Here is an 18,245-nt window from a genome sequence, read left to right as displayed (position 1 = left end):
CTTTCACCTGGCTGCAATATGACTGTAGCCCTGCCGTGCTAGGCTGCCTTCCAAACCAGGATGGGAGGGCATATGGGCGGCAGGGGGGCAAAGCTTGGGGCTGTGAAGGACATTCGTCCGGTGGTATCCGCGTTTACGGCTGCTGCAGGTTTCATGCGCGGCATCTCGATCAAACCGTTTGCACCCGGAAATCGCCGGCGCGAGTTTGCGGAGCTTGCTCGAAATCAGGATGCCCACCGCACGCGCTGCCAGCTGTTCCGTGAAAAGGGCGCCGGTAGCGTGCCGACCATCGTACTGGGGGGATTCGTACCGGATGCAACCGAAACCGTCGAGTTCCAGCGCAAATTGCTGCGGCAGCACGGATCGATCTACTACCTGAACTATTCCCGCAACGGATTCTGCCTGGAGATGTTCACCGCGCAGCTCACCGATCTGATCGAGGAATTGGCACACAAAGGACAGAAGCCGCTGATCATGGCAGTCAGTTTCGGCTGCGGTCTGCTCTCCAACTTTCTGCGGCAGGCCGACGAGCAGGTGCATGGAAGCATCCGCGGCCTGATCCTGGTGAGCCCGGTGATCACCACCGCTGACCTGATCAGGCCGGGTGACCGGAAGCACGACGGCGTGAGGATGCTGGAAAGCAACCTCAAGAAGATCGTAGCAGCCGATCCGGCTAACGGGAGCGACGTGGACAGACATATCGAGCGTTCGCGGCGCTGCTTCCAGGCGCTGTTCAACGCCGGGGCCGAGAACCGCACCCTCAGCGTCCGTCACCTTGCAATCAGGAAGAAGATCAACGACGTGATCGAATATACGACGGCGCGGGGCGGATTCGAAAGGGTGGCGGCATTGCGGGATTTCCGCTTTCCGCTCCTGACAAGCACGCTCTTTTCCGGCCCGGTGCTGGTGCTCATGGCGCAGAACGAATCAGATATCCTGGTGCCGTCGTCGCCAACTTTGCAGCTATTCAGCGAGGCGGCGCTTTTCACCCGCATATTCCCCTACTGCCGGGTAAAAACGGTAAAATCGCCTGTTGAAGGTGACAGTGTCGCCCACGCATCGTTGATTTTCCACCATGAAGCCTATAACAGACTGCTGGAGAGCTGGTGCGACAAACTGCTCTATCCGCGGCTGCACCTGGCGGTATAGATGTCATTGGTCACAAGAATTCAGGACAGCGCCTGGCTGCAGAAGCTGTTGCGGGAACAGGCCACACGGCGGGCCGATCGTTTCAACCGCCTGGATCCGCTGGAAGCGCAGCGTCGAATCTTTCGCACGCTGCTGGAAACGGCGGCAGCCACCCGCTTCGGCAGCGACCATGACTTCGGCGCTTTGCACTATCTGCCCTTCGACGTTGCGTACCGGCTCTACCGGAAGCAGGTGCCGATCCGATCGTACGGGGAGTTCGCGCGCGATTACTTTTATCGCGGCCGCCCCGCCTCTGGTGCCGGCCTCTCGGCACCGGGCCTGGACAATGTTACCTGGCCCGGCACCATCAGGATGTTCTGCGAGACATCCGGCACAACGGCGCCCACCAAATTCATCCCCTTTTCGGAGGAGATGTTCGCTGCCAATCGTTGCGCCGCCCTTGACCTGATCTCGTGCTATCTGGCTGCCCACCCCCGGTCGCGGATCCTGTCCGGGAAGATCCTCTACATGTCCGGGTCCACCAGCTTGACCGAAGTGGAGCGCGGAACCTGGTCCGGCGACATGAGCGCCCTGACGCTCCGTTTCCGTCCCTGGTACCTGACGTCCTTCGTGGAACCGCCTCCGGCCGTCTCGGCCCTCCCCTGGGAGGCGAAGCTGGAGGCCATGGCGGAACTGCTGCTGGCTGACGACCGCATCCGGGTCATCTCGGGAGTGCCCCCCTGGATGATTCTCCTGTTCAAACACTGCGCCGAGATTGGCGGTAAGCCCCTGCGGGAACTGCTGCCGAATCTCGAACTGATCATCCACGGCGGCACCAGCCTCGCCCCCTACCGGCACGAATTCGAGCAGCTGTTCGGCGGCGACCTGCCGCACCTGCTGGAGCTGCTGCCATCTTCCGAGGCTTTCATGGCCTTTCAGCAGCCCGGTGAGGAGCGCATGCGGTTGGCGCCTTACTACGGCACTTTCTTCGAGTTCGTCCGCTTCGAGGACTTGGACGCTCAGGGCCGGCCCGCTCCCCATGCCGAGGCGGTGCCCCTGGAACAGGTGGAGCTCGGACAGCGCTACGCGGTCATCCTCAGTACCTGCTCGGGGCTGTGGCGCTATCATATCGGCGATACGATCCGCTTCACCTCCCTGTCGCCGCACTTCATCGAGTTCACCGGCCGGGACCGCTTTCTGGACAAGCTTGAGGAAAAGGTCACCCAGGGAGAGGTCGAACAGGCCATTGCCCGGCTCAACCGGGAAACCGACTGGCAGGTGGGAGAATTCATGGTGGGTGCGGATGTGCCAAACCGCCGGCACCAGTGGGTCCTGGCGGTTCGGAATCGGGACCGGGAGGGGATCGATGCCGCCATCCGCATCCTGGACGGGACCCTGTGCGGCCTGAACGCCGATTACGCCACCTTCAGAAGCCAGGGGCGCATTCAGGCGCCGGAGGTGCTGCTGACCCCCGAAGACGGCATTTACCGCTGGTCCCGGGTGGAACGGGGCAAGCTGGGAGGGCAGACCAAGATACCGCACATCGATCCGACCCCCGACTCCTCCATGATCGCCAGCCTGTGCAATTTCCATCTGCAGGCGGACACGCACAGCAGCCAGCCGCTCCGCTGACGCCTCTGGCGGTATCAGATGGCCGAGCGCCCGTGCGAAAAACCACCCGAATGTTACAATTCTGTTAACAATTCCGGCAGGTATTGCAATAACCGTAATCGGGATTATACTGCGGCGCACATTAACGGTCTCGGGAGGTGGAACCATGGTCCTGTACGTTGTGAGGCATGCCGAAGCAGTGGAAGAAAGCGAAACGTTGCGGGACGAATGGCGCTACCTGACAGAAAAGGGGCGTTCCGTGGCGGGGAAGATGAGCGCGGCAATCGCCAAGCTGGGGCCCAAGCCACGGCTGACCATCACCAGTCCGCTCACCCGTGCGGTACAGACGGCCGAGATCGCGGCTGAAAAGGCCTGCCGCAGAAATGTGATCGTTGCCAGCGAACTGCTTGCTCCCGGAGCCGACATCAACGAACTGATCGCGCACCTCAAGGAGTGTCAGGCCAAACGGGTCATGCTGGTGGGCCACGAACCCCAGCTCGGTTTGCTGGTGGCCGCGCTGCTCGATCGCAGGGAAAGGGTCATTTCACCCAAAAAAGGGGCGTGCATTGCTTTGGAGTTCGATCCGGACAGGGACAAGCCGGCCGGCTTTCTCTGGTATCTGGCACCGGGCAAGAAGTTGATCACCTCCCTTAAAAAGGCCTTTGCCGATAAGCGCCCCGACCCACATGACTCGCAAGCCGGAACGACTGCCCCCTGATTCGGCAACCATCCTGGAGCGGTCGCGGGGAGTGATCTTCGCCCGGTGGCAGGAGGTGCTCCGTCTCAGGCTCGCCGTATTGAAGACTTCCGACCTGGAGGATATCCATGACCTGCGGGTCGCATCGCGCCGTTTCAGGGCTGCCTTCGAGCTGTACTATCCGCTGGCGCCGCCGGGCGCTAAAACGGAGCTGAAAAAGGATATCCGCAGGTTGACCCATATTCTGGGCGACCTGCGCAACATCGATGAGGCGCTGGTGTTTTTCCGGCAGCAGGCCGATTGCGATGCCGTGGCGGCCGGGCTGTGCACACTGCTTGAACAACTGCGCCCCGCAGAATTGAAGCACGTTCGCAAGACCCTCAAGGCATTCGACCACCGCAGTCTCGAACGGATCGTGCGCGAAACCGCGGCAAGCCTGAATGACGATTTCATCGCACACCGCAACCGATTCTCTCTGCTGGCTTATCTCTCCGATGTCTCTATTAGGCGCTATCTGCCGATACACCAGCTGCTATCGGTCTGCCATGCCCCCGAAAGCCGCACATCCCGGCATGCCCTGCGGATCGCGGTCAAAAAGTGGCGCTATTTCCTGGAGCTTGTCCAACCGGTTCTGGACCGTGATTATGCGCCGGTTCTGGGCCTGTTGAAGGAATACCAGGCCCTGCTGGGGCGTATGAACGATATGGCCGAATTCGGGGTGCTGCTCCGCAAACAGGCATTGTCCAACGAGGCAAAAGAGTATGCGGCAGCGACGCTCGCGGCGGAGGAGGCCCGCTTGATGGCGGGCTTCACCGAGCTTGTGGAGCAAAGGCCGCTTGCCTATACCTTTCTGATATAAGAGGTCACATGAAACGGACGCGCATTGCCGTCATCGATATCGGCACCAATTCCATCCGCTGCCTCATCGCAGAAGCCTGCGGAGAGGGCAAATTCAGGATTCTGGATGATGAGAAGGCAACCGTGCGGCTGGGAGAAGGGCTGGCAACCACCGGAATGATCTCGGACGCCGCTGCGGAGCGGGCGGTGGAGGTGATCGAGCGTTTTCGGAAACTTCTCAACGGGCTGAAGGTGCAGGCGGTGGAGGCGGTAGCTACCAGCGCCGTCAGGACTGCGGACAATGGCCGGCACCTGGTTGCGCGGCTTTCCGAAGCACTGGGGCACGAGATCAGCGTTATCTCGGGTGAGGAGGAAGCGGAGCTGACAGCCGCCTCTGCCATCTCCAACTTCGACATGAACGGGAAGCGCTACGCCATGGTCGATATCGGCGGGGGAAGCGTCGAAATAGTGACCGCTTGCGGTAACCATGTGGAAGAATTCCATTCCCTTGACCTGGGTGCGGTCGTCATGACCGATCTTTTCCTGAAGAGCGACCCGATCAACGAACAGGAAGTGCGGAAGCTGCGGCGCCACATTCGCGGCAGCTTCAAGCGGGCCTTCACCGATAGGATAACGGCGATCGACACCCTGATCGGGTCGGGGGGCACACTGACGGCACTCGGCTGCATGGCCATGCAGATGCGCAACGACAATTACGTGTCCGTACATGGCTACGAGGTGCTGCGTTCCGAAGTGGTCCACCTGCTGGCCATGCTGAGCCGCAAGGACCTGAAAGGGCGCCGTACCGTGCCGGGGCTCAACCAGGACCGGGCCGACATCATCGTGGCCGGTGTGGTGGTGGTCGACGAGCTGATGCGCTTTCTCGGCACCAACCGGGTGGTGGTCAACGAACGTGGCATTCGCGAAGGCCTGCTTCTCAAAGCCCTGAAAAAGCTCGGGCTGGGAACTGCTGGCAGCACTCCGCCTACCTGGAGGGATGCCGTCGGCGAGTTGGCGCGCTCCTGTCAGGTCGACGAGCCGCATGCCGCCCATGTGGCAGCTCTGGCCTTGGCGATGTTCGATGCGCTGGCAGTTCCCTTCCGGCTGACGGAGTCGGAGAGAAAGCTGCTCGAAGCGGCTGCCATGCTGCACGATTGCGGTTATTTCATCAGCTACGGCAGTCATCACAAACATTCATACCATCTGATCCGGCATGCGGAACTGTTCGGGTTCAGCCCGCGCGAGCGGGAACTGGTCGCACAGATTGCACGCTACCACCGCAAATCTCTCCCCAAACGGAAGCATGCGCCTTTCCAGAAGCTGAAAGAAAGCGATCAGATCACTGTGACCCGCCTGGGGGGCATTCTGCGCCTGGCGGACGGGCTCGATCGCCGCAGGAGCGCCCTGATCCGCGATGTTTCCTGCCTGTTCGGCGGCACGACCATCACGATGGAGCTGTCTGCCGCAGAGGATATTTCAGTGGAGATTTTCGGCGCCAATGCCAAGAAGGACCTGTTCGAAAAGGCCTTCGGCAGCACAGTCGTCTTTGCAACGTCATGACGCCATCCTTTCCGGCAGGTTCGTCGAGCCGTCACGATCTCTTTACCCACTTGTAACGCCCCCTGTCCCTCGAAGCAGTATAGAATCCGGTTGTGATCGGAACTCCTGTCCGCCCGTTACCCGTTCCGCAAACAAAGGAGGTTGAGGCATGCAGCCACCAGACAGAGGCATGCTGCCCCCTGACAACAATCTTTCCCCGACCAGGATCGTGCTGCTGTATACCGGTGTCGGTATCATGTGGATCCTGTTCTCCGATGCCGTCCTGGCTGCGTTTGTCACGAATCCTGACCAGCTTCAGAATGTTGCCATTCTCAAAGGGGTCTTCTTCGTCATTGCCACCGCTGTTCTGCTGTACCTGCTGATCAGCCATTACGTCCGGCAGCTGCGCTATTCCAGGGAAACCTTCCATCTGGCCGAGAACGAGATCCAAAAGCTGGCCTACTACGACCGGGAAACCGGCTTGCCCAATCACAACCTGCTGCTGGACCGCTTGAACCAGGTGATCGCCTTCAACAGCCGCAAGCGGAAAAATACGGCGGTGATCTACATCAGCCTGACCGGTTTCAAGGCGGTGGTCGATGCCTGCGGACACAGCGGCGGGGGCCAGGCGGTCTGCGCCATCGCCGAGCGGCTGGTTTCCACCCTGCGCCAGTACGATACGGTTGCCCGCATCCATCGCGACGAATTCGTACTCGTGCTGGGGGGCACTGTCCTGGAGGGGGATATCGCCCTGATCCTGAACAAACTGCAGGCCGTCTTTGCCGAACCGCTCAGACTGGGCACGGATGAGGCGGTCATCCAGGCCTGCTTCGGAGTAGCCTGTTTTCCCGCCGACGGCATGACCAGTGAACTGCTGCTGCAAAACGCCCACATCGCCATGAACCAGGCGCGACAGCACGGCGCAGTCTTCCAGTATTATTCCGAGGCGCTCAATCAGAAGGCGGTGGAGCGCCTCAGTATCGAGACCGGGCTCCTGCGGGCCCTGGAGGAGGGGGAATTCCATCTCAATTACCAGCCCAAGATGGATATCAACGGCAGGGACATCACCGGCATGGAGGCGCTTGTACGCTGGCAGCGGCCCGGCCAGGGGGGCATTCCGCCCGACAGTTTCATTCCGGTGGCGGAGGAGAACGGCCTGATCATGCGGCTGGGCACCTATGTGCTGAAGGAGGCCTGCCGGCAGAACAAGGCCTGGCAGGACGCCGGGCTGCCGAAACTGCGGGTGGCGGTCAATCTCTCAGCCCGGCAATTGCGCGATCATTCCTTTGTACCGCTGGTGCTGCAGATTCTCGAAGAAACCGGACTGGAACCGTGCTACCTCGAGCTGGAGCTGACCGAAAGCGCTTTGATGGGGGATGCGGGGGATACGGTCTGCAAACTGCTGCGCCTGAAGGAGGCCGGCATCAGCATTTCAGTGGATGACTTCGGCACCGGCTATTCCTCGCTCTCCTATCTCAAGCATCTGCCGATCGATACGATCAAGGTGGACCGTTCCTTTGTGCGCGACATCGTCAATGATCCCGATGACGCCGCCATTGTGGACGCCATCGTTGCCATGGCCCACTCGCTCAAACTGAACGTGATAGCCGAGGGGGTGGAAACGCGCGATCAGCTTGAATTTCTGCAGCAGCGCAAATGCCAGCAGGCCCAGGGCTATTATTTCGCCAGGCCGCTCGACCCCTTGCAATTCGAGGCCTTCCTGGCCCAGGGCATGCCAGCCGGAGACCTGTCGGTGTCGACGCCCGACGTATCTCCCGCCGGGGGTGCCCCGGAACCGGCCCCTGTCAGGGGCGTCACCCCGGAAAACGCGGTCGGCTGCGGCCCGGCTGCCGTCGTCAATGCCGAATGCATCGGCGATATCGCCAACCAGGTCCTGCCGGCACATCCCGGAGACAATCTGGCCACGGTTCTGAAGCGCTTTCAGGGCGACTCCGGCCTGCAGGTGCTGCCGGTGGTCGATGACGGCCATACGGTCGGCATCATCAACCGTTCCACCTTTCTGGAAGATCATGTGATCGGCATGAACGGCTTTGCCTTCCATATCAACCATGCCAAGAAAATGCGCGACCTGATGCAGCCGCTGAGGCTGGAATTCGAGGCCCGCGTCACCATCAGGGATGCTGCCCGGACGATCCAGTGCCGGGGGATCGACGTGCGGGTGGACAACATCTGCGTTACCCGCAACGGCGCCTATCACGGGGTGGTGGATGTCAACCGCTTCATCAGCGCCATAACCGACATCAATCTGACGCTTGCCAAAGGGGCCAATCCCTTGACCGGGCTGCCGGGCAACGAGAGCATCCAGCGCGAGATCAACGACCGGCTTCTGGCAGGAGAGGATTTCGACATCGCCTACATAGACATCGACAATTTCAAGCCGTTCAACGACTACTACGGGTTTCAGAAGGGGGATGTGGTCATCAAGGCCATCGGCGAGATCATCTCCGCCGCGGCGTGCACAGGGGACCCGTTGCGCTGCTTTTGCGGGCATATCGGCGGAGACGACTTCATCGTCATAACCGGCCCGCACCAGGCCGAGCAGATCGCGTCGCAGATCATTGCAGCGCTTGAAGAACGTTTGCCCCTGTTTCACGGCGAAAAGGATTTTTCAGAAGCGTGCTACAGCGCGATCAACCGCAAGGGGGAGCTGGAAACATTCAGGCTGCTGTCGATCTCGATCGGCATCGTCAACACCCGCTTGACGCCGGTCAGCTCCTATGCCCAACTGGCCTCGATTTCTACGGAGGTCAAGCGGGCCGCCAAGAAACTGCCGGGATCGTCGGTGGTGATCAACCGCAGGCTGGATGAGACCTATCCGGATGTGTGCCTGCTGGGGGCTTAATCGTTGAAGAGGATGCTGGAAAGGTATTCTCCGTAATAGGCGCGGTTGCTTTCCTTGTATTCGTTCGCCAGTTGCCGGAACTTCTCAATCTGGGCGTCGATGTCCGAATAGTCGAACAGCCTCCACAACCTGCCGAGCAGTCGCATGATCTCCTCCTAACTGTTGGCGGATTTGACTTCCGGTGCCAGCATGAAAATGCCGGTCATTTTGAAAAGCATGGCATTGACCTGGTTCAGGCCGCTGACGGAAACAGCGGCATTTTTTTCGACCTTGATCCGTTTGATGGAACGCAGCAGGAAGGCAATGCCCATGGAGTTGATCCTGCCGGCGCGGCTGAAATCAAAGACCAGCCTGGAGGCTGAAAGCCTGCAAAACAGGTCGTCGAACTGCTGCTCGGCCCGGGCGTCGATGGTGCCGTAAAACTCCACCGTTTCACCGTTGGCATTTCTTCTGACTTCGATTTTGAACGATTCTTCCATTACCGTATGCTCCTTTGATTTTTTCAACGTGCGGTATTCAGCTGAAGCAGACCGCCTATCGTGGTTTCCACACCCGGGACAACGCTCAGGTAGAAGTCCTTCAGGAAGCACCACATGAAATACAGCCCCCGTCCTGAGCGGTGTTCTTTCGTGTCTTCTCCGGCCAGGTTCATATCGAGGAAGGCCCGCACCGTTTCCGAGGTGAGCCTGCCCCAGGTGTCGGTCACCTCCAGGGCCAGGGTATGGCCATCGTACAGCGAGCAGAATGTGATGCATTCCCCCGGCAGCAGGACTCTCTTCTCCCCCTTGCGGTAGATCGGTTTGCCGTGGGAGTCACGCGGGGCGGCGAAAAGGGCGTTTTCCAGCATTTCATCGGCCATCAGCGCGGCCCTCTGCCGTAAAAAAACATGCGCCTCACCATCCCCCGGCAGGGACTGTTCCAGCTGGGAGATCACCCATTCCTTTTCCTGCGACGAGGAAAGCTCCCAACGGTGGCGGCAGGGGCTGTCCCTCAACAGCGTCTTGGTTTGCGTCAGGCAGACGACTTCTCCGGTGCGGGCAATCGCAAAGGAATTGACCGGGCGGGGGGCATTGCTCACGTGTAAGACTCCTGTTTTTTCCGTCATTCGCCGGCCACCACCACGATGGTGACATCATCGTCAAAGCCGTCCGCATTGCCGAATTGCAGCGCCGCCCGCACCAGCCCCTGCCGGAACTCTCCTGGCCCGCCGGAAATTCCCTGTTCGATGGCCGCTTCGAAGCGTGCATAACCGAACTCTTCGCCCGCTTCGTTGAGCGCCTCGACAATGCCGTCACTGAACAGCAGCAGGCGGTCGCCGCATCGGAAATCAACGGTCAGCTCCACATACTCGCTGTCGCTGTCGAATCCCAGCGGAAACCCCCCGACCCCCTCCAGCATGGAGACACCGCCATCCGCGGCGCAATAGCGATAGGGATAGGGGTGCCCGGCATTGGCCAGTGACACGGCATGGGTGGAGCGATCGAAAACCGCAACCACGGCGGTCATCATCATGGCGTTGGATGACGTGGCCAGGACGGCTGAGTTGATACCTGCCAGCAACTCGCCGGCGGCATGCACGCCTCTGTCGAGCAGCATCTGCAGCCCGGCCTTGGCAGCGGTGGCCACCATGCCCGATTGCACCCCGTGGCCGCTCACATCGGCTACCAGCACTCCCAGGCGGTTCTGGTCGATGGCGAAGTAGTCATAGAAGTCGCCGCTGATTTCGGTGGAGTTGATCAGCACCGCATCAAGCAGCAGGCCTGCATGTCTGAAAGGGACCGGGGGCAGCAGCCGTTGCTGGACCTGGCGGGCCTGCTCCACCTCGGAGCGTATCCGGGCGCTCAGCAGTTCCAGGGTGTCCAGCAGGGCCGCCTGGGCCCGCGAGATGGACATGATCATCTCGGCTACGTGGACCACTCCGATGTAGCGGTCGCCCTCCAAGACCGGAAAAGAATCGGTCACCAGGTCAGGGTCATGATCCAGCAGGCGGGACAGGGCCTGATTGATGTCGAGATGCGGCGACATTGTCAGGGGGGACTCGTCCATCAGCATGCTGATCGGCTTCCTGCGGTACAGCTCCAGAGCGTAATTTCTGGCCAGATGGGTCGAGAACAGCTCGCGGCGGCTGATGACCCCCTCCATTCCGGATGTTCCGCAGACCGGCAGCATAAGCAGGTTGCCGTCTCCCTGGAACATGGCCACGACATCCTTGACCTGTGTGGTCGCGGGAATGGCCGGCACGTTTCTGGTCACTTCGGCCAGAGAAGGGAGATTTTCCCGGATACCCTTTTCCATGGGAACAATCTAGCATGCGGATGTTACGGATACGTGGCGCGCAGGTGATAGTGCGGTAAATAATCTCACAGAGGAAAGCTTTCAATGGAACGTGGAAGAAGCGGAAAAAACAGGAAAAGGCGGATTAGTTGCCAAATCAGAATGGTTGTTTTCCAAGATCTGACTTTATCCGCCGTTACCGCCGTTTCCGTGTTCTTCAGACCCTTGGGTCCATTGCCGTTCGGTTTCCTCCTGCTCTGTGCTAGAATTGCGGCATGCCGCATGAGTGTTCTTTTGAGGAGTGAGCTATGATTTCTGCAGAATTCTTCAGAGAGGCGGTCTCCATCGACCGCATTCGCAGCCATATCCGGGCCCTGGAAGGGGAGCGGCATCCAACGACAGCGCCCGAGGGCCTGGAGCGTGCCGCCGGTTACATCGCCGAATCGCTGGCTGCCCTCGGCTACGAGATGTCCGATCATCACTTTCGGGATAACGGTCATCCGTTCCGCAACATCATTGCCACTCGCCGCGGCCTTGTTTCTCCCGATCGGTGCGTTGCCGTCCTGGCCCATTACGACACTGTCGCGGGAACGCCGGGCGCCGACGACAATGCCAGCGGGGTGGCGGTGCTGCTCGAAGCGGCCCGGGTCCTGTCACGGTTCCACTTCGAGCGGACGGTCCATTTTATCGGGGTCAATCTGGAGGAAAACCGCAGCGACCACGACCCCTGCTCCGGGACGCGGGGGAGCGGCGCCCTGGCAGCCCATGCCCGAGAAAACGGCTGGGACCTGGAGGGGGTGTTCGTACTGGAATCGGTGGCATACGCCGGGGATAAGGCCGTGCAGAGCCTTCCGCCAGGGGTCCCGATTCCGGTGCCGCAGCAGGGCGATTTCATTGCGGTGGTGGGGAACGCGCATTCACAGGGTCTGCTGGAGGGGTTTGTGCAGTCACTGGAGCGGTATCGCGCCGATCTGCCCCATATCGCTCTGGCGGTTCCGGGCAACGGGGAGCTGCTCCCGGATACCCGGCGCTCGGATCACGCCCCCTTCTGGGATGCTGGCTTCAAGGCGCTCATGCTGACCGACACCACCAACTTCCGCAATCCCCACTACCATCGGCCGACCGACACCCTGGATACCCTGAACCTCGATTTCGCGGCACAGGTCTGCTGTGCCACGTCCGGCGCGGTCCTTGATCTGGCGCGGCTCTCGGCCTGAACGAATTGCCGCTGTTTCCGCGTTTCTCTCGGGGGGCGGCTGTCCATTCGGTCAGCCGCATTGCACCTTCAATACCTCCTGCATCACTTTCCACAACGAACCGGCCATATACCTCCGCTCAGAGTAGGAAAATTCACCTACTTTTATCCTGATCTTCACGATTCCGATAAGTATCCGGTGTAGTATCGCAACCACCCCTTCCCTGGGGCCTCTGATCCGGATCTTATATGCGAAAGGCGAAAGACATGAGCGAGTGCATGACGAAGCCCCTGTTGACGGAGTTTTCCGGCTGTCTGGTTGAGAACCCTTCCTGCGGATTTGCCGTTCGTTTCGGTTTCAGCTACCTGTGCGAGCATCCCCGGCATAAGGATTTTTCCCTGGAAAGGTCCCCGGTGGACCGCAACAAGCTGTACAACGACCTGAAAATATCCAGGCGGACCGAATATCTTTCCATGGCAAAACGGTTCCTGGCAGACATGGAAGCCGGGACTCCCTGATCGGTCCCCCCCGCCGATCCGATCGCAGGCCGGCATGTATCGAAGAAAGGGGCTCCCGTGGGGGGAGCCCCTTTCTTGCGGCCGCACTGCAAAAGTCCATTGTCTCCGGCGTATCGGCTCAAGCGGCCATGTCCGGCCGGTCGGTGCCCTTCTGCTTTCGTTTCGAAGGCTTCTTGTGTTGTTTGAGATGATCCTTCGATGCCAGGTAGCCGCAGATGATGCATCGGCTGCTGTCGACAGTACCGGTATCCATGAAAATCACCTGCCTCATGACTCCAATCTTTGCTTTGCACTTCGGGCATGTCATGTCGCCGACCTCCTTGTTCCTCGAATGATCGGACCCGCCATCCGCCACTCCGTTGCCACGTCGCTGCGAACGCGTGCCGCACTGTGATGCGGATACTAATGGAGGGCGGGTTACAGTGGTGTGCCATCTTGTGAAAAGGTGCGTGACGTGAAACGCGCTTTTCTGCCCCCGGCTTTTGTGACAGACATTTTAACAACCCGGCACACCGCTGTAACGTGGCTTTGCTACATTTCCCTTCATTGGAATCATTTCGCGGAGGAAATTAAATGCACAGCAGCGTCAATCGCAGCACCGTCGGAAATCGCGCATGAAGATCAAAACCCGTCTCTATCTCAGTACGTTCATCAGCATTGCCGGCATTATTGGCATTGCCGCCTTCAGTCTGGTCACGATCCTGATGGTCAAGGACAAGATCACGGTGCTGACCTCCCAGTCGACGCCGCTTCAGGTGAAGACCGTGCAGTTTCAGCAGGCAGTGGAGAAACTTTCGGCCGATCTGCTGCAGCTCGGCCTGTCCAACGACCTGCAGGATGTCAAACAGATCTCCGCCGCCATAACCCGTGAACGGGAGAACCTGGACAGGATCAACGCGGAGCTCAACAGTCTCAGGAAAAATCCGATGGAAACCGCGATCTTCAGCGACCTGCACGCCCAGGTGCTCAAAGCCACGGATGAGAAGTTCAAAAGTATGGCGGTGTTCAAGGAGGAAGCCTCCAAGGTGAACGGCGCCATGGCGCGCGTGGACAAGTCTCTGGTCAGCCTCAAGGAGATCGTCGGCACGCTGGTGCTGGCAACCAGCAGGCGTGCCGCCACCGCCACCCAGACCTTGGAGACGCGGCTGAAGGAGAAAAATACCAGCCCCGAGATCCTGGAAAGTGTCCAGGATTACCGCAACGAGGTGGACAACGACCTGGTCATGCACAAGCGGATCAACTCGCTCAATGACATCGTCTATGCCATCGGCGTCGATGCAAAGCTGCTGGACGCCAAGGCCCGCATGATCATGCTCAGCGAGACGCCGGCCGACCTGGACAGGGCCAGCGCCGAGGTGCAGGCCATCCAGGCGCGCATCATCCGCAACGTCAACCAGGCCGGCAAGGGGATCAAGGAGATCAAGAACTCCGGTTTCGTCGACGACATGGTCGCCACCATCAACGGCGCAGTCGCCAGCGCGGGTGGCTCCCTGCGGACCATCAGCGCCTCCCAGCGGAAGGTCCTCGAAAATATGGCGCTGGTCGACAATTCGGTGAAAAAGGTCAAGGCAGTTGCACTTGAGCAGGGACTCAAAAGCGAGGCCAATGTCCAGTCCACGGCCCAGGAACAGCAGAAGTTCGTCACCGTCGTCGGAGAGCGGGTCGACCTGTTCAAGAAACTGTTGATCGGCGTTTCTCTGGCAGTTGTCGCGGCAGCGCTCCTGATCGGCATCACCACCATGGTGTGCATCAACCGCTCGCTCAGCAGGATGACCCAGGCCTTCACCTCCATCGCGGAAACCGGAGATTTCACGCAGTCCGTGGCCATCAAGCGCAATGACGAGTTCGGCGTCACCAGTCAGGCCTTCAACAAGCTGATAGAATCCTTCACCCGCATCATTTCGGCGGTTTCGGGCTCCTCGTCGAAGCTCTCCCACAGCTCCCACGGCCTGACCGGCGCGGCCCAGGAGATCCACGCCGCCATCGGCAGTCAGTCCGCCAGCATCAGCCAGGTGGCGGCGGCCTCCATGGAAATGGCCCAGACCGTCACCCTGATATCCACCAATACGGCCCGCATTGCCGGATCCGCTCAGGATGCCGGCGCGATCGCCGCGCAGGGCGCCGAGATCGTCGCCAGGACCGGCCGCGAAGTCCAGGAAATCGCCGCTGCAGTGGAGGAATCCACCGCAACCATGCACTCGTTGCACGACCACTCCCAGCAGGTGGGTGAGATCGTCGATCTGATCGTGGAGATCACGGACCAGACCAACCTGCTGGCCCTGAATGCCGCCATCGAGGCGGCCCGGGCCGGAGAGCACGGCCGGGGGTTCGCGGTTGTGGCCGACGAGGTGCGCAAGCTGGCCACCAGCACCGCCGATGCGACCGTGGATATCACTCGTCGCATCAAGGCGATCCAGGACGATACCCAGTCCGCGGTAAAGGCCATGCAGAAATGCCTGGAAAAGGTGGAGCGCGGCGTGGCTCACTCGGCCCAGGCCGGCGATTCTCTCCGCCAGATCGTGGGGAGCGTGTCACTGCTGCAGGAAATGACCTCTGAGATCTCCACCGCCACCGGGCAGTTGGCCGAATCCTCCGACGAGATCAGCGCGGACATCGTCGCCATCGAGCGATCGTCTGCAGAGACCGTCCAGGCCGCGGCCTACATCGCCACGGAATCGGACAACCTATCCCGGCTGGCCGTGGACCTCAGGGAGGAAATCAGCCGGTACACCTGCCCCGAGGGGAGCTTGACCGTGGAACCGGTCCTGCGGCAGGGCACCGCGCAGCGTTGGCAGCCCATTGCCGGCGGCAGCGGTACCCAGCCTGGCCAGCTGTCTCCTCCGGTCTCGCCGATGAAGCTGATCTCGGCCTGACGCTTTCCACGCAGACGGCCGGTCGGCGGTGGGCGGACCGGCCGGCGCGAATCGTTGCCATACTGTAACACCGCCCGGCCGCCGGCTGCGGTATAGTGGCAGCAGGAACACATGCTGCCATGGAGGAGAAAATGACCAGCGAAGAATATGCATCGAAGGCCAGGGCCGCGCTGTCGGTACTGGCGTCCTACCAGGAAAAGCCGTTCGTCTGCCATGAATGGGAAGAGCTGCTGGTGCGGCTGAGCCGGATGGACGATCCGCAGTTCCGCGATTTGATCGATCGGGAAATTGAGGCGGTCCGGAAAAAAGACCCGGGGTTCAGTTCCTATCACCTGTTCTGATCCCGGTCGTTCCCTTCCCCTTTCGATCCGTTTCCTTCACGTACTGCCCTCCCTGTCTGGATATCCATACTTCCTTCCCTTTATTCTCCGCTTCACCCGGACTCCACCGGAATCGCCTGAGCAGGCGCCACGGCAGAGCCGTTGCCGCCGCACGACCGGTTGACGATTTATCACATAAACGTTTCAAACCCTCCATTGCGCTGCAATATTGATTTGATAGGAAAGATCCTGACAGCATGCCGCCCCAACTGAAGGCAGACCCCGCCTTCGCGCCTGAGTCTCCTTTCGTCACGCTGTTTCCTGTTCGAAGACCCAATCCACCGACATGTCCCCGCGGTTTACGCCACGGGGGCGACGGTAACGAAGCCCGGTTGCAGCACTGTTTCCTGCGTCACTATTACTCTACGAAGGAGGGACAAGAGCATGTCGCAACATGATGACAAGAACAATGAAACGGGTGAGATCGCGGTGAAAGGCATAGACCGGCGAGAATTCATGAAACGCGCGGCGGTCGGCGTCGGCGCCGTGGCCACCACCATGGTTGTCGGCGGGTGCGGATCGGACAATTCGTCAAGTCCCAGGTCGCTGGCTGCGTCGGTCGGTCCGAACTCCACAACCAATAAAACCGCCTGGAAATTCGGGGTCATGGCCGACACTCAGTGGCTCAATATGAAATGGGCCGATGGCAATTCCTATTATGACGACGGCAAAAACCCGAACACCTCCGCCATCGACATCGTCCAGAAACTCAACGACCGCTTCATCGCCCATGGAGTAAATTTCGTGGTGCAGGTGGGTGACTTCGCGGATGCGGGCTATGATGCTCCGGGCAACAACCGGAATATCGCCAAAGCGGACGGCACCGCCGCCTATGTCATGGCCAACGGCCAGGTGGCCGAGGATACCAGGGCGCTCTTTGCCCAAAAGCTGTACAACGCCGGCATCGGTTTTTTCCCGGTACGGGGCAACCACGACGACACCGCGGTAACCGCCCAGGAGTTCCAGACCATCTTCCCCCAGACCCAGGACGGCTCCATGAACGCTTCTCCGGCCAATGTGCTGAGCCTAATCAACCCGGACAGCGCCAAGCAGCCGAGCCCCAGCAAAACGGGAAGCAGTTTCACCATGGGCAAGAACTTCAGCACCATAGGCAGCCCCAGCGCCAATCTGAAAGGACTTTCCTACGGCTTCGACTACAATAACGCCCGGTTCGTGCTCATCGACCAGTTCACCACGCTTGACGGGAAAGACCCGGACGGCGCGGCCTACGCGCTGGGAACAACGGCCAGAAAACAGACGGCATGGGTAAACACCACTCTCTCGGGCAGGGACGCGAGCATTACTCCCCACGCTTTCGTCTTTGCCCACAAGGGGCTGATCACCCAGCAGCATGTGGACGTGCTCTTCGGTACCGACCCCTCCACCGCAAATGCCCCCGGCATGGACGATTTCATCCGGGTCCTTGACACCAACAAGGTTGACTTCTACTTCTGCGGCCACGACCACATCCACAACCGCAGCATCGTGAAAACCATCGACGGCAACGGGTCGGGCCAGGTCCATCATATCCTCTGCCAGTCCAACAGCTCCAAGTTTTACACCCCCAACGAGAACAATCCCACCGGACGCGGAGCGGCGGGACCGTCGGCGCTCAAATCCAATGACGAGTACTTCTGCGGCAACAAGCGGCAAACCCAGTTGAGCCAGGAGCTGTACACCGTCGGCTACTACATCGTCACGGTGGACGGGCCGAACGTGCAGATCGATTATTACTCAGCCCCGATCCCCGTTATTTACGGCGACAACACCGAATCCCTGATGCTCACCACCCCGGCCACTCTCAACTTCACCAAACGGGAGACCTTCGGCCTGAGCAAGGCGGGCAAGGAATTCGTGCTGAGCAACGGCGATCCCTTAACCGCGGTCACGGACACCTACAAGGCCACCACCATCAAGATTCTGGCCGGGACCAACGGCAACCCGATCGTGGATCCGAGCGGCCGCAAATACTCCAACGCTGTGACCACGAGTTGGTGGGACGCCAACGGCACCGCCAGCGACATCCTCGCCCTGTGGGGCATGGCGTACACCCTGGGGAGCGACCAGACCGACCAGTACGTGCTTCAATTGAGCTATGACAAGTCCAAGGGCACGCCGGTCCTGGCCACTCCGGACTATAACGGCACCTGGGTGAACGCCGTGGACCAAAATATCGGCAGCAACGCCAAGAAACTCGTCAGTGGCCCCTACACGGCGGGCGCCGCCTTGGGCACCTACGGCGTCGATACGACCAACGGCGTTGTCTGGGCGGTCCTCAACTACAACGGCTACTTCGCCGCTATCACCGGCATATAAGGCCGGGAAGGAG

16 protein-coding genes are annotated in these 18,245 nt (G+C 60.3%); 11 read left to right on the top strand and 5 right to left on the bottom strand.

The genetic code is table 11. The annotated features are described in order from the left end of the window. Positions 1-72: 72 nt before the first annotated feature. The 6 genes from GSVR_RS21145 to GSVR_RS21120 all read left to right on the top strand — a co-directional run bounded on the left by GSVR_RS21145 (position 73) and on the right by GSVR_RS21120 (position 8,675). The gene (locus tag GSVR_RS21145) at positions 73-1,149 is read left to right on the top strand and encodes an alpha/beta hydrolase (protein WP_173197600.1); all 1,077 of its coding nucleotides are present in this window, start codon (positions 73-75) and stop codon (positions 1,147-1,149) included. Continuing rightward, positions 1,150-2,760, top strand: a complete 1,611-nt coding sequence (locus GSVR_RS21140) for a GH3 auxin-responsive promoter family protein (RefSeq protein ID WP_173197598.1) — start codon at positions 1,150-1,152, stop codon at positions 2,758-2,760. It begins immediately after the preceding gene. 145 nt (positions 2,761-2,905) lie between these two features. After that, a complete protein-coding gene (locus tag GSVR_RS21135) occupies positions 2,906-3,457 on the top strand; it encodes a histidine phosphatase family protein (protein WP_173197596.1) in 552 nt (183 codons plus the stop codon). Continuing rightward, positions 3,426-4,295, top strand: a complete 870-nt coding sequence (locus tag GSVR_RS21130) for a CHAD domain-containing protein (protein ID WP_173197594.1) — start codon at positions 3,426-3,428, stop codon at positions 4,293-4,295. The genes GSVR_RS21135 and GSVR_RS21130 overlap by 32 nt, the downstream gene beginning before the upstream one ends. Positions 4,296-4,303: 8 nt before the next feature. After that, a complete protein-coding gene (locus GSVR_RS21125; protein ID WP_173197592.1) occupies positions 4,304-5,833 on the top strand; it encodes a Ppx/GppA phosphatase family protein in 1,530 nt (509 codons plus the stop codon). Positions 5,834-5,981: 148 nt separating this feature from the next. Next, positions 5,982-8,675 (top strand): EAL domain-containing protein, encoded by a 2,694-nt coding sequence (locus GSVR_RS21120; RefSeq protein ID WP_173197590.1) that lies wholly within the window; start codon positions 5,982-5,984, stop codon positions 8,673-8,675. Here GSVR_RS21120 and GSVR_RS21115 read toward each other — a convergent pair. The 4 genes from GSVR_RS21115 to GSVR_RS21100 are packed head-to-tail and all read right to left on the bottom strand — an operon-like array spanning position 8,672 to position 10,970. Then, entirely contained in the window at positions 8,672-8,821 is a 150-nt protein-coding gene (locus GSVR_RS21115) for a hypothetical protein (RefSeq protein WP_173197588.1), read from the bottom strand. The two genes, GSVR_RS21120 and GSVR_RS21115, sit on opposite strands and share 4 nt — an antisense overlap. A gap of 9 nt (positions 8,822-8,830) precedes the next feature. Further along, positions 8,831-9,154 carry an STAS domain-containing protein gene (locus GSVR_RS21110; RefSeq protein ID WP_173197586.1) on the bottom strand — a complete coding sequence of 108 codons (324 nt, stop codon included), beginning with the start codon at positions 9,152-9,154 and terminating at the stop codon, positions 8,831-8,833. A gap of 23 nt (positions 9,155-9,177) precedes the next feature. Next, positions 9,178-9,753: a hypothetical protein gene (locus tag GSVR_RS21105; RefSeq protein ID WP_173197584.1), complete on the bottom strand. Its 576-nt coding sequence runs from the start codon at positions 9,751-9,753 to the stop codon at positions 9,178-9,180. A gap of 23 nt (positions 9,754-9,776) precedes the next feature. Further along, complete coding sequence (locus tag GSVR_RS21100; RefSeq protein ID WP_173197583.1) at positions 9,777-10,970, bottom strand: PP2C family protein-serine/threonine phosphatase; 1,194 nt, start codon at positions 10,968-10,970, stop codon at positions 9,777-9,779. Positions 10,971-11,257: 287 nt separating this feature from the next. On the opposite strand from GSVR_RS21100, the gene GSVR_RS21095 reads away from it, so the two are divergent. Together GSVR_RS21095 and GSVR_RS21090 are read left to right on the top strand one after the other, a co-directional pair. Next, positions 11,258-12,166, top strand: coding sequence for a M28 family peptidase (locus tag GSVR_RS21095; RefSeq protein ID WP_173197581.1), 909 nt, complete (start codon positions 11,258-11,260; stop codon positions 12,164-12,166). A gap of 257 nt (positions 12,167-12,423) precedes the next feature. Further along, entirely contained in the window at positions 12,424-12,663 is a 240-nt protein-coding gene (locus GSVR_RS21090) for a hypothetical protein (protein ID WP_173197579.1), read from the top strand. Between the two features lie 118 nt (positions 12,664-12,781). Here GSVR_RS21090 and GSVR_RS22225 read toward each other — a convergent pair whose 3' ends face one another. Beyond that, complete coding sequence (locus GSVR_RS22225) at positions 12,782-12,916, bottom strand: hypothetical protein (RefSeq protein WP_255569635.1); 135 nt, start codon at positions 12,914-12,916, stop codon at positions 12,782-12,784. A gap of 361 nt (positions 12,917-13,277) precedes the next feature. Here GSVR_RS22225 and GSVR_RS21085 point away from each other — a divergent pair, with 361 nt between their 5' ends. The 3 genes from GSVR_RS21085 to GSVR_RS21075 all read left to right on the top strand — a co-directional run bounded on the left by GSVR_RS21085 (position 13,278) and on the right by GSVR_RS21075 (position 18,232). After that, positions 13,278-15,536, top strand: coding sequence for a methyl-accepting chemotaxis protein (locus tag GSVR_RS21085; protein WP_173197577.1), 2,259 nt, complete (start codon positions 13,278-13,280; stop codon positions 15,534-15,536). A gap of 131 nt (positions 15,537-15,667) precedes the next feature. Further along, positions 15,668-15,877 carry a hypothetical protein gene (locus GSVR_RS21080; RefSeq protein WP_173197575.1) on the top strand — a complete coding sequence of 70 codons (210 nt, stop codon included), beginning with the start codon at positions 15,668-15,670 and terminating at the stop codon, positions 15,875-15,877. 423 nt (positions 15,878-16,300) lie between these two features. After that, a complete protein-coding gene (locus tag GSVR_RS21075; protein WP_173197573.1) occupies positions 16,301-18,232 on the top strand; it encodes a metallophosphoesterase in 1,932 nt (643 codons plus the stop codon). Positions 18,233-18,245 lie beyond the last annotated feature (13 nt).

This window comes from Geobacter sp. SVR, from assembly GCF_016865365.1.
Taxonomy (GTDB): domain Bacteria; phylum Desulfobacterota; class Desulfuromonadia; order Geobacterales; family Pseudopelobacteraceae; genus Pelotalea.
Note: the sequence above shows the minus strand (reverse complement) of the source record. Positions and strands in the feature narration are given on the sequence as shown.

Bases quoted from the DNA above. Each gene is read 5' to 3' on its own strand.
- GSVR_RS21080 (WP_173197575.1), top strand. From the start codon at position 15,668: ATGACCAGCGAAGAATATGCATCGAAGGCCAGGGCCGCGCTGTCGGTA.
- GSVR_RS21090 (WP_173197579.1), top strand. From the start codon at position 12,424: ATGACGAAGCCCCTGTTGACGGAGTTTTCCGGCTGTCTGGTTGAGAAC.
- GSVR_RS21095 (WP_173197581.1), top strand. From the start codon at position 11,258: ATGATTTCTGCAGAATTCTTCAGAGAGGCGGTCTCCATCGACCGCATT.
- GSVR_RS22225 (WP_255569635.1), bottom strand. From the start codon at position 12,916: ATGGATACCGGTACTGTCGACAGCAGCCGATGCATCATCTGCGGCTAC.
- GSVR_RS21140 (WP_173197598.1), top strand. From the start codon at position 1,150: ATGTCATTGGTCACAAGAATTCAGGACAGCGCCTGGCTGCAGAAGCTG.
- GSVR_RS21085 (WP_173197577.1), top strand. From the start codon at position 13,278: ATGAAGATCAAAACCCGTCTCTATCTCAGTACGTTCATCAGCATTGCC.
- GSVR_RS21135 (WP_173197596.1), top strand. From the start codon at position 2,906: ATGGTCCTGTACGTTGTGAGGCATGCCGAAGCAGTGGAAGAAAGCGAA.
- GSVR_RS21075 (WP_173197573.1), top strand. From the start codon at position 16,301: ATGTCGCAACATGATGACAAGAACAATGAAACGGGTGAGATCGCGGTG.
- GSVR_RS21100 (WP_173197583.1), bottom strand. From the start codon at position 10,970: ATGGAAAAGGGTATCCGGGAAAATCTCCCTTCTCTGGCCGAAGTGACC.
- GSVR_RS21110 (WP_173197586.1), bottom strand. From the start codon at position 9,154: ATGGAAGAATCGTTCAAAATCGAAGTCAGAAGAAATGCCAACGGTGAA.
- GSVR_RS21125 (WP_173197592.1), top strand. From the start codon at position 4,304: ATGAAACGGACGCGCATTGCCGTCATCGATATCGGCACCAATTCCATC.
- GSVR_RS21145 (WP_173197600.1), top strand. From the start codon at position 73: ATGGGCGGCAGGGGGGCAAAGCTTGGGGCTGTGAAGGACATTCGTCCG.
- GSVR_RS21120 (WP_173197590.1), top strand. From the start codon at position 5,982: ATGCAGCCACCAGACAGAGGCATGCTGCCCCCTGACAACAATCTTTCC.
- GSVR_RS21130 (WP_173197594.1), top strand. From the start codon at position 3,426: ATGACTCGCAAGCCGGAACGACTGCCCCCTGATTCGGCAACCATCCTG.
- GSVR_RS21115 (WP_173197588.1), bottom strand. From the start codon at position 8,821: ATGCGACTGCTCGGCAGGTTGTGGAGGCTGTTCGACTATTCGGACATC.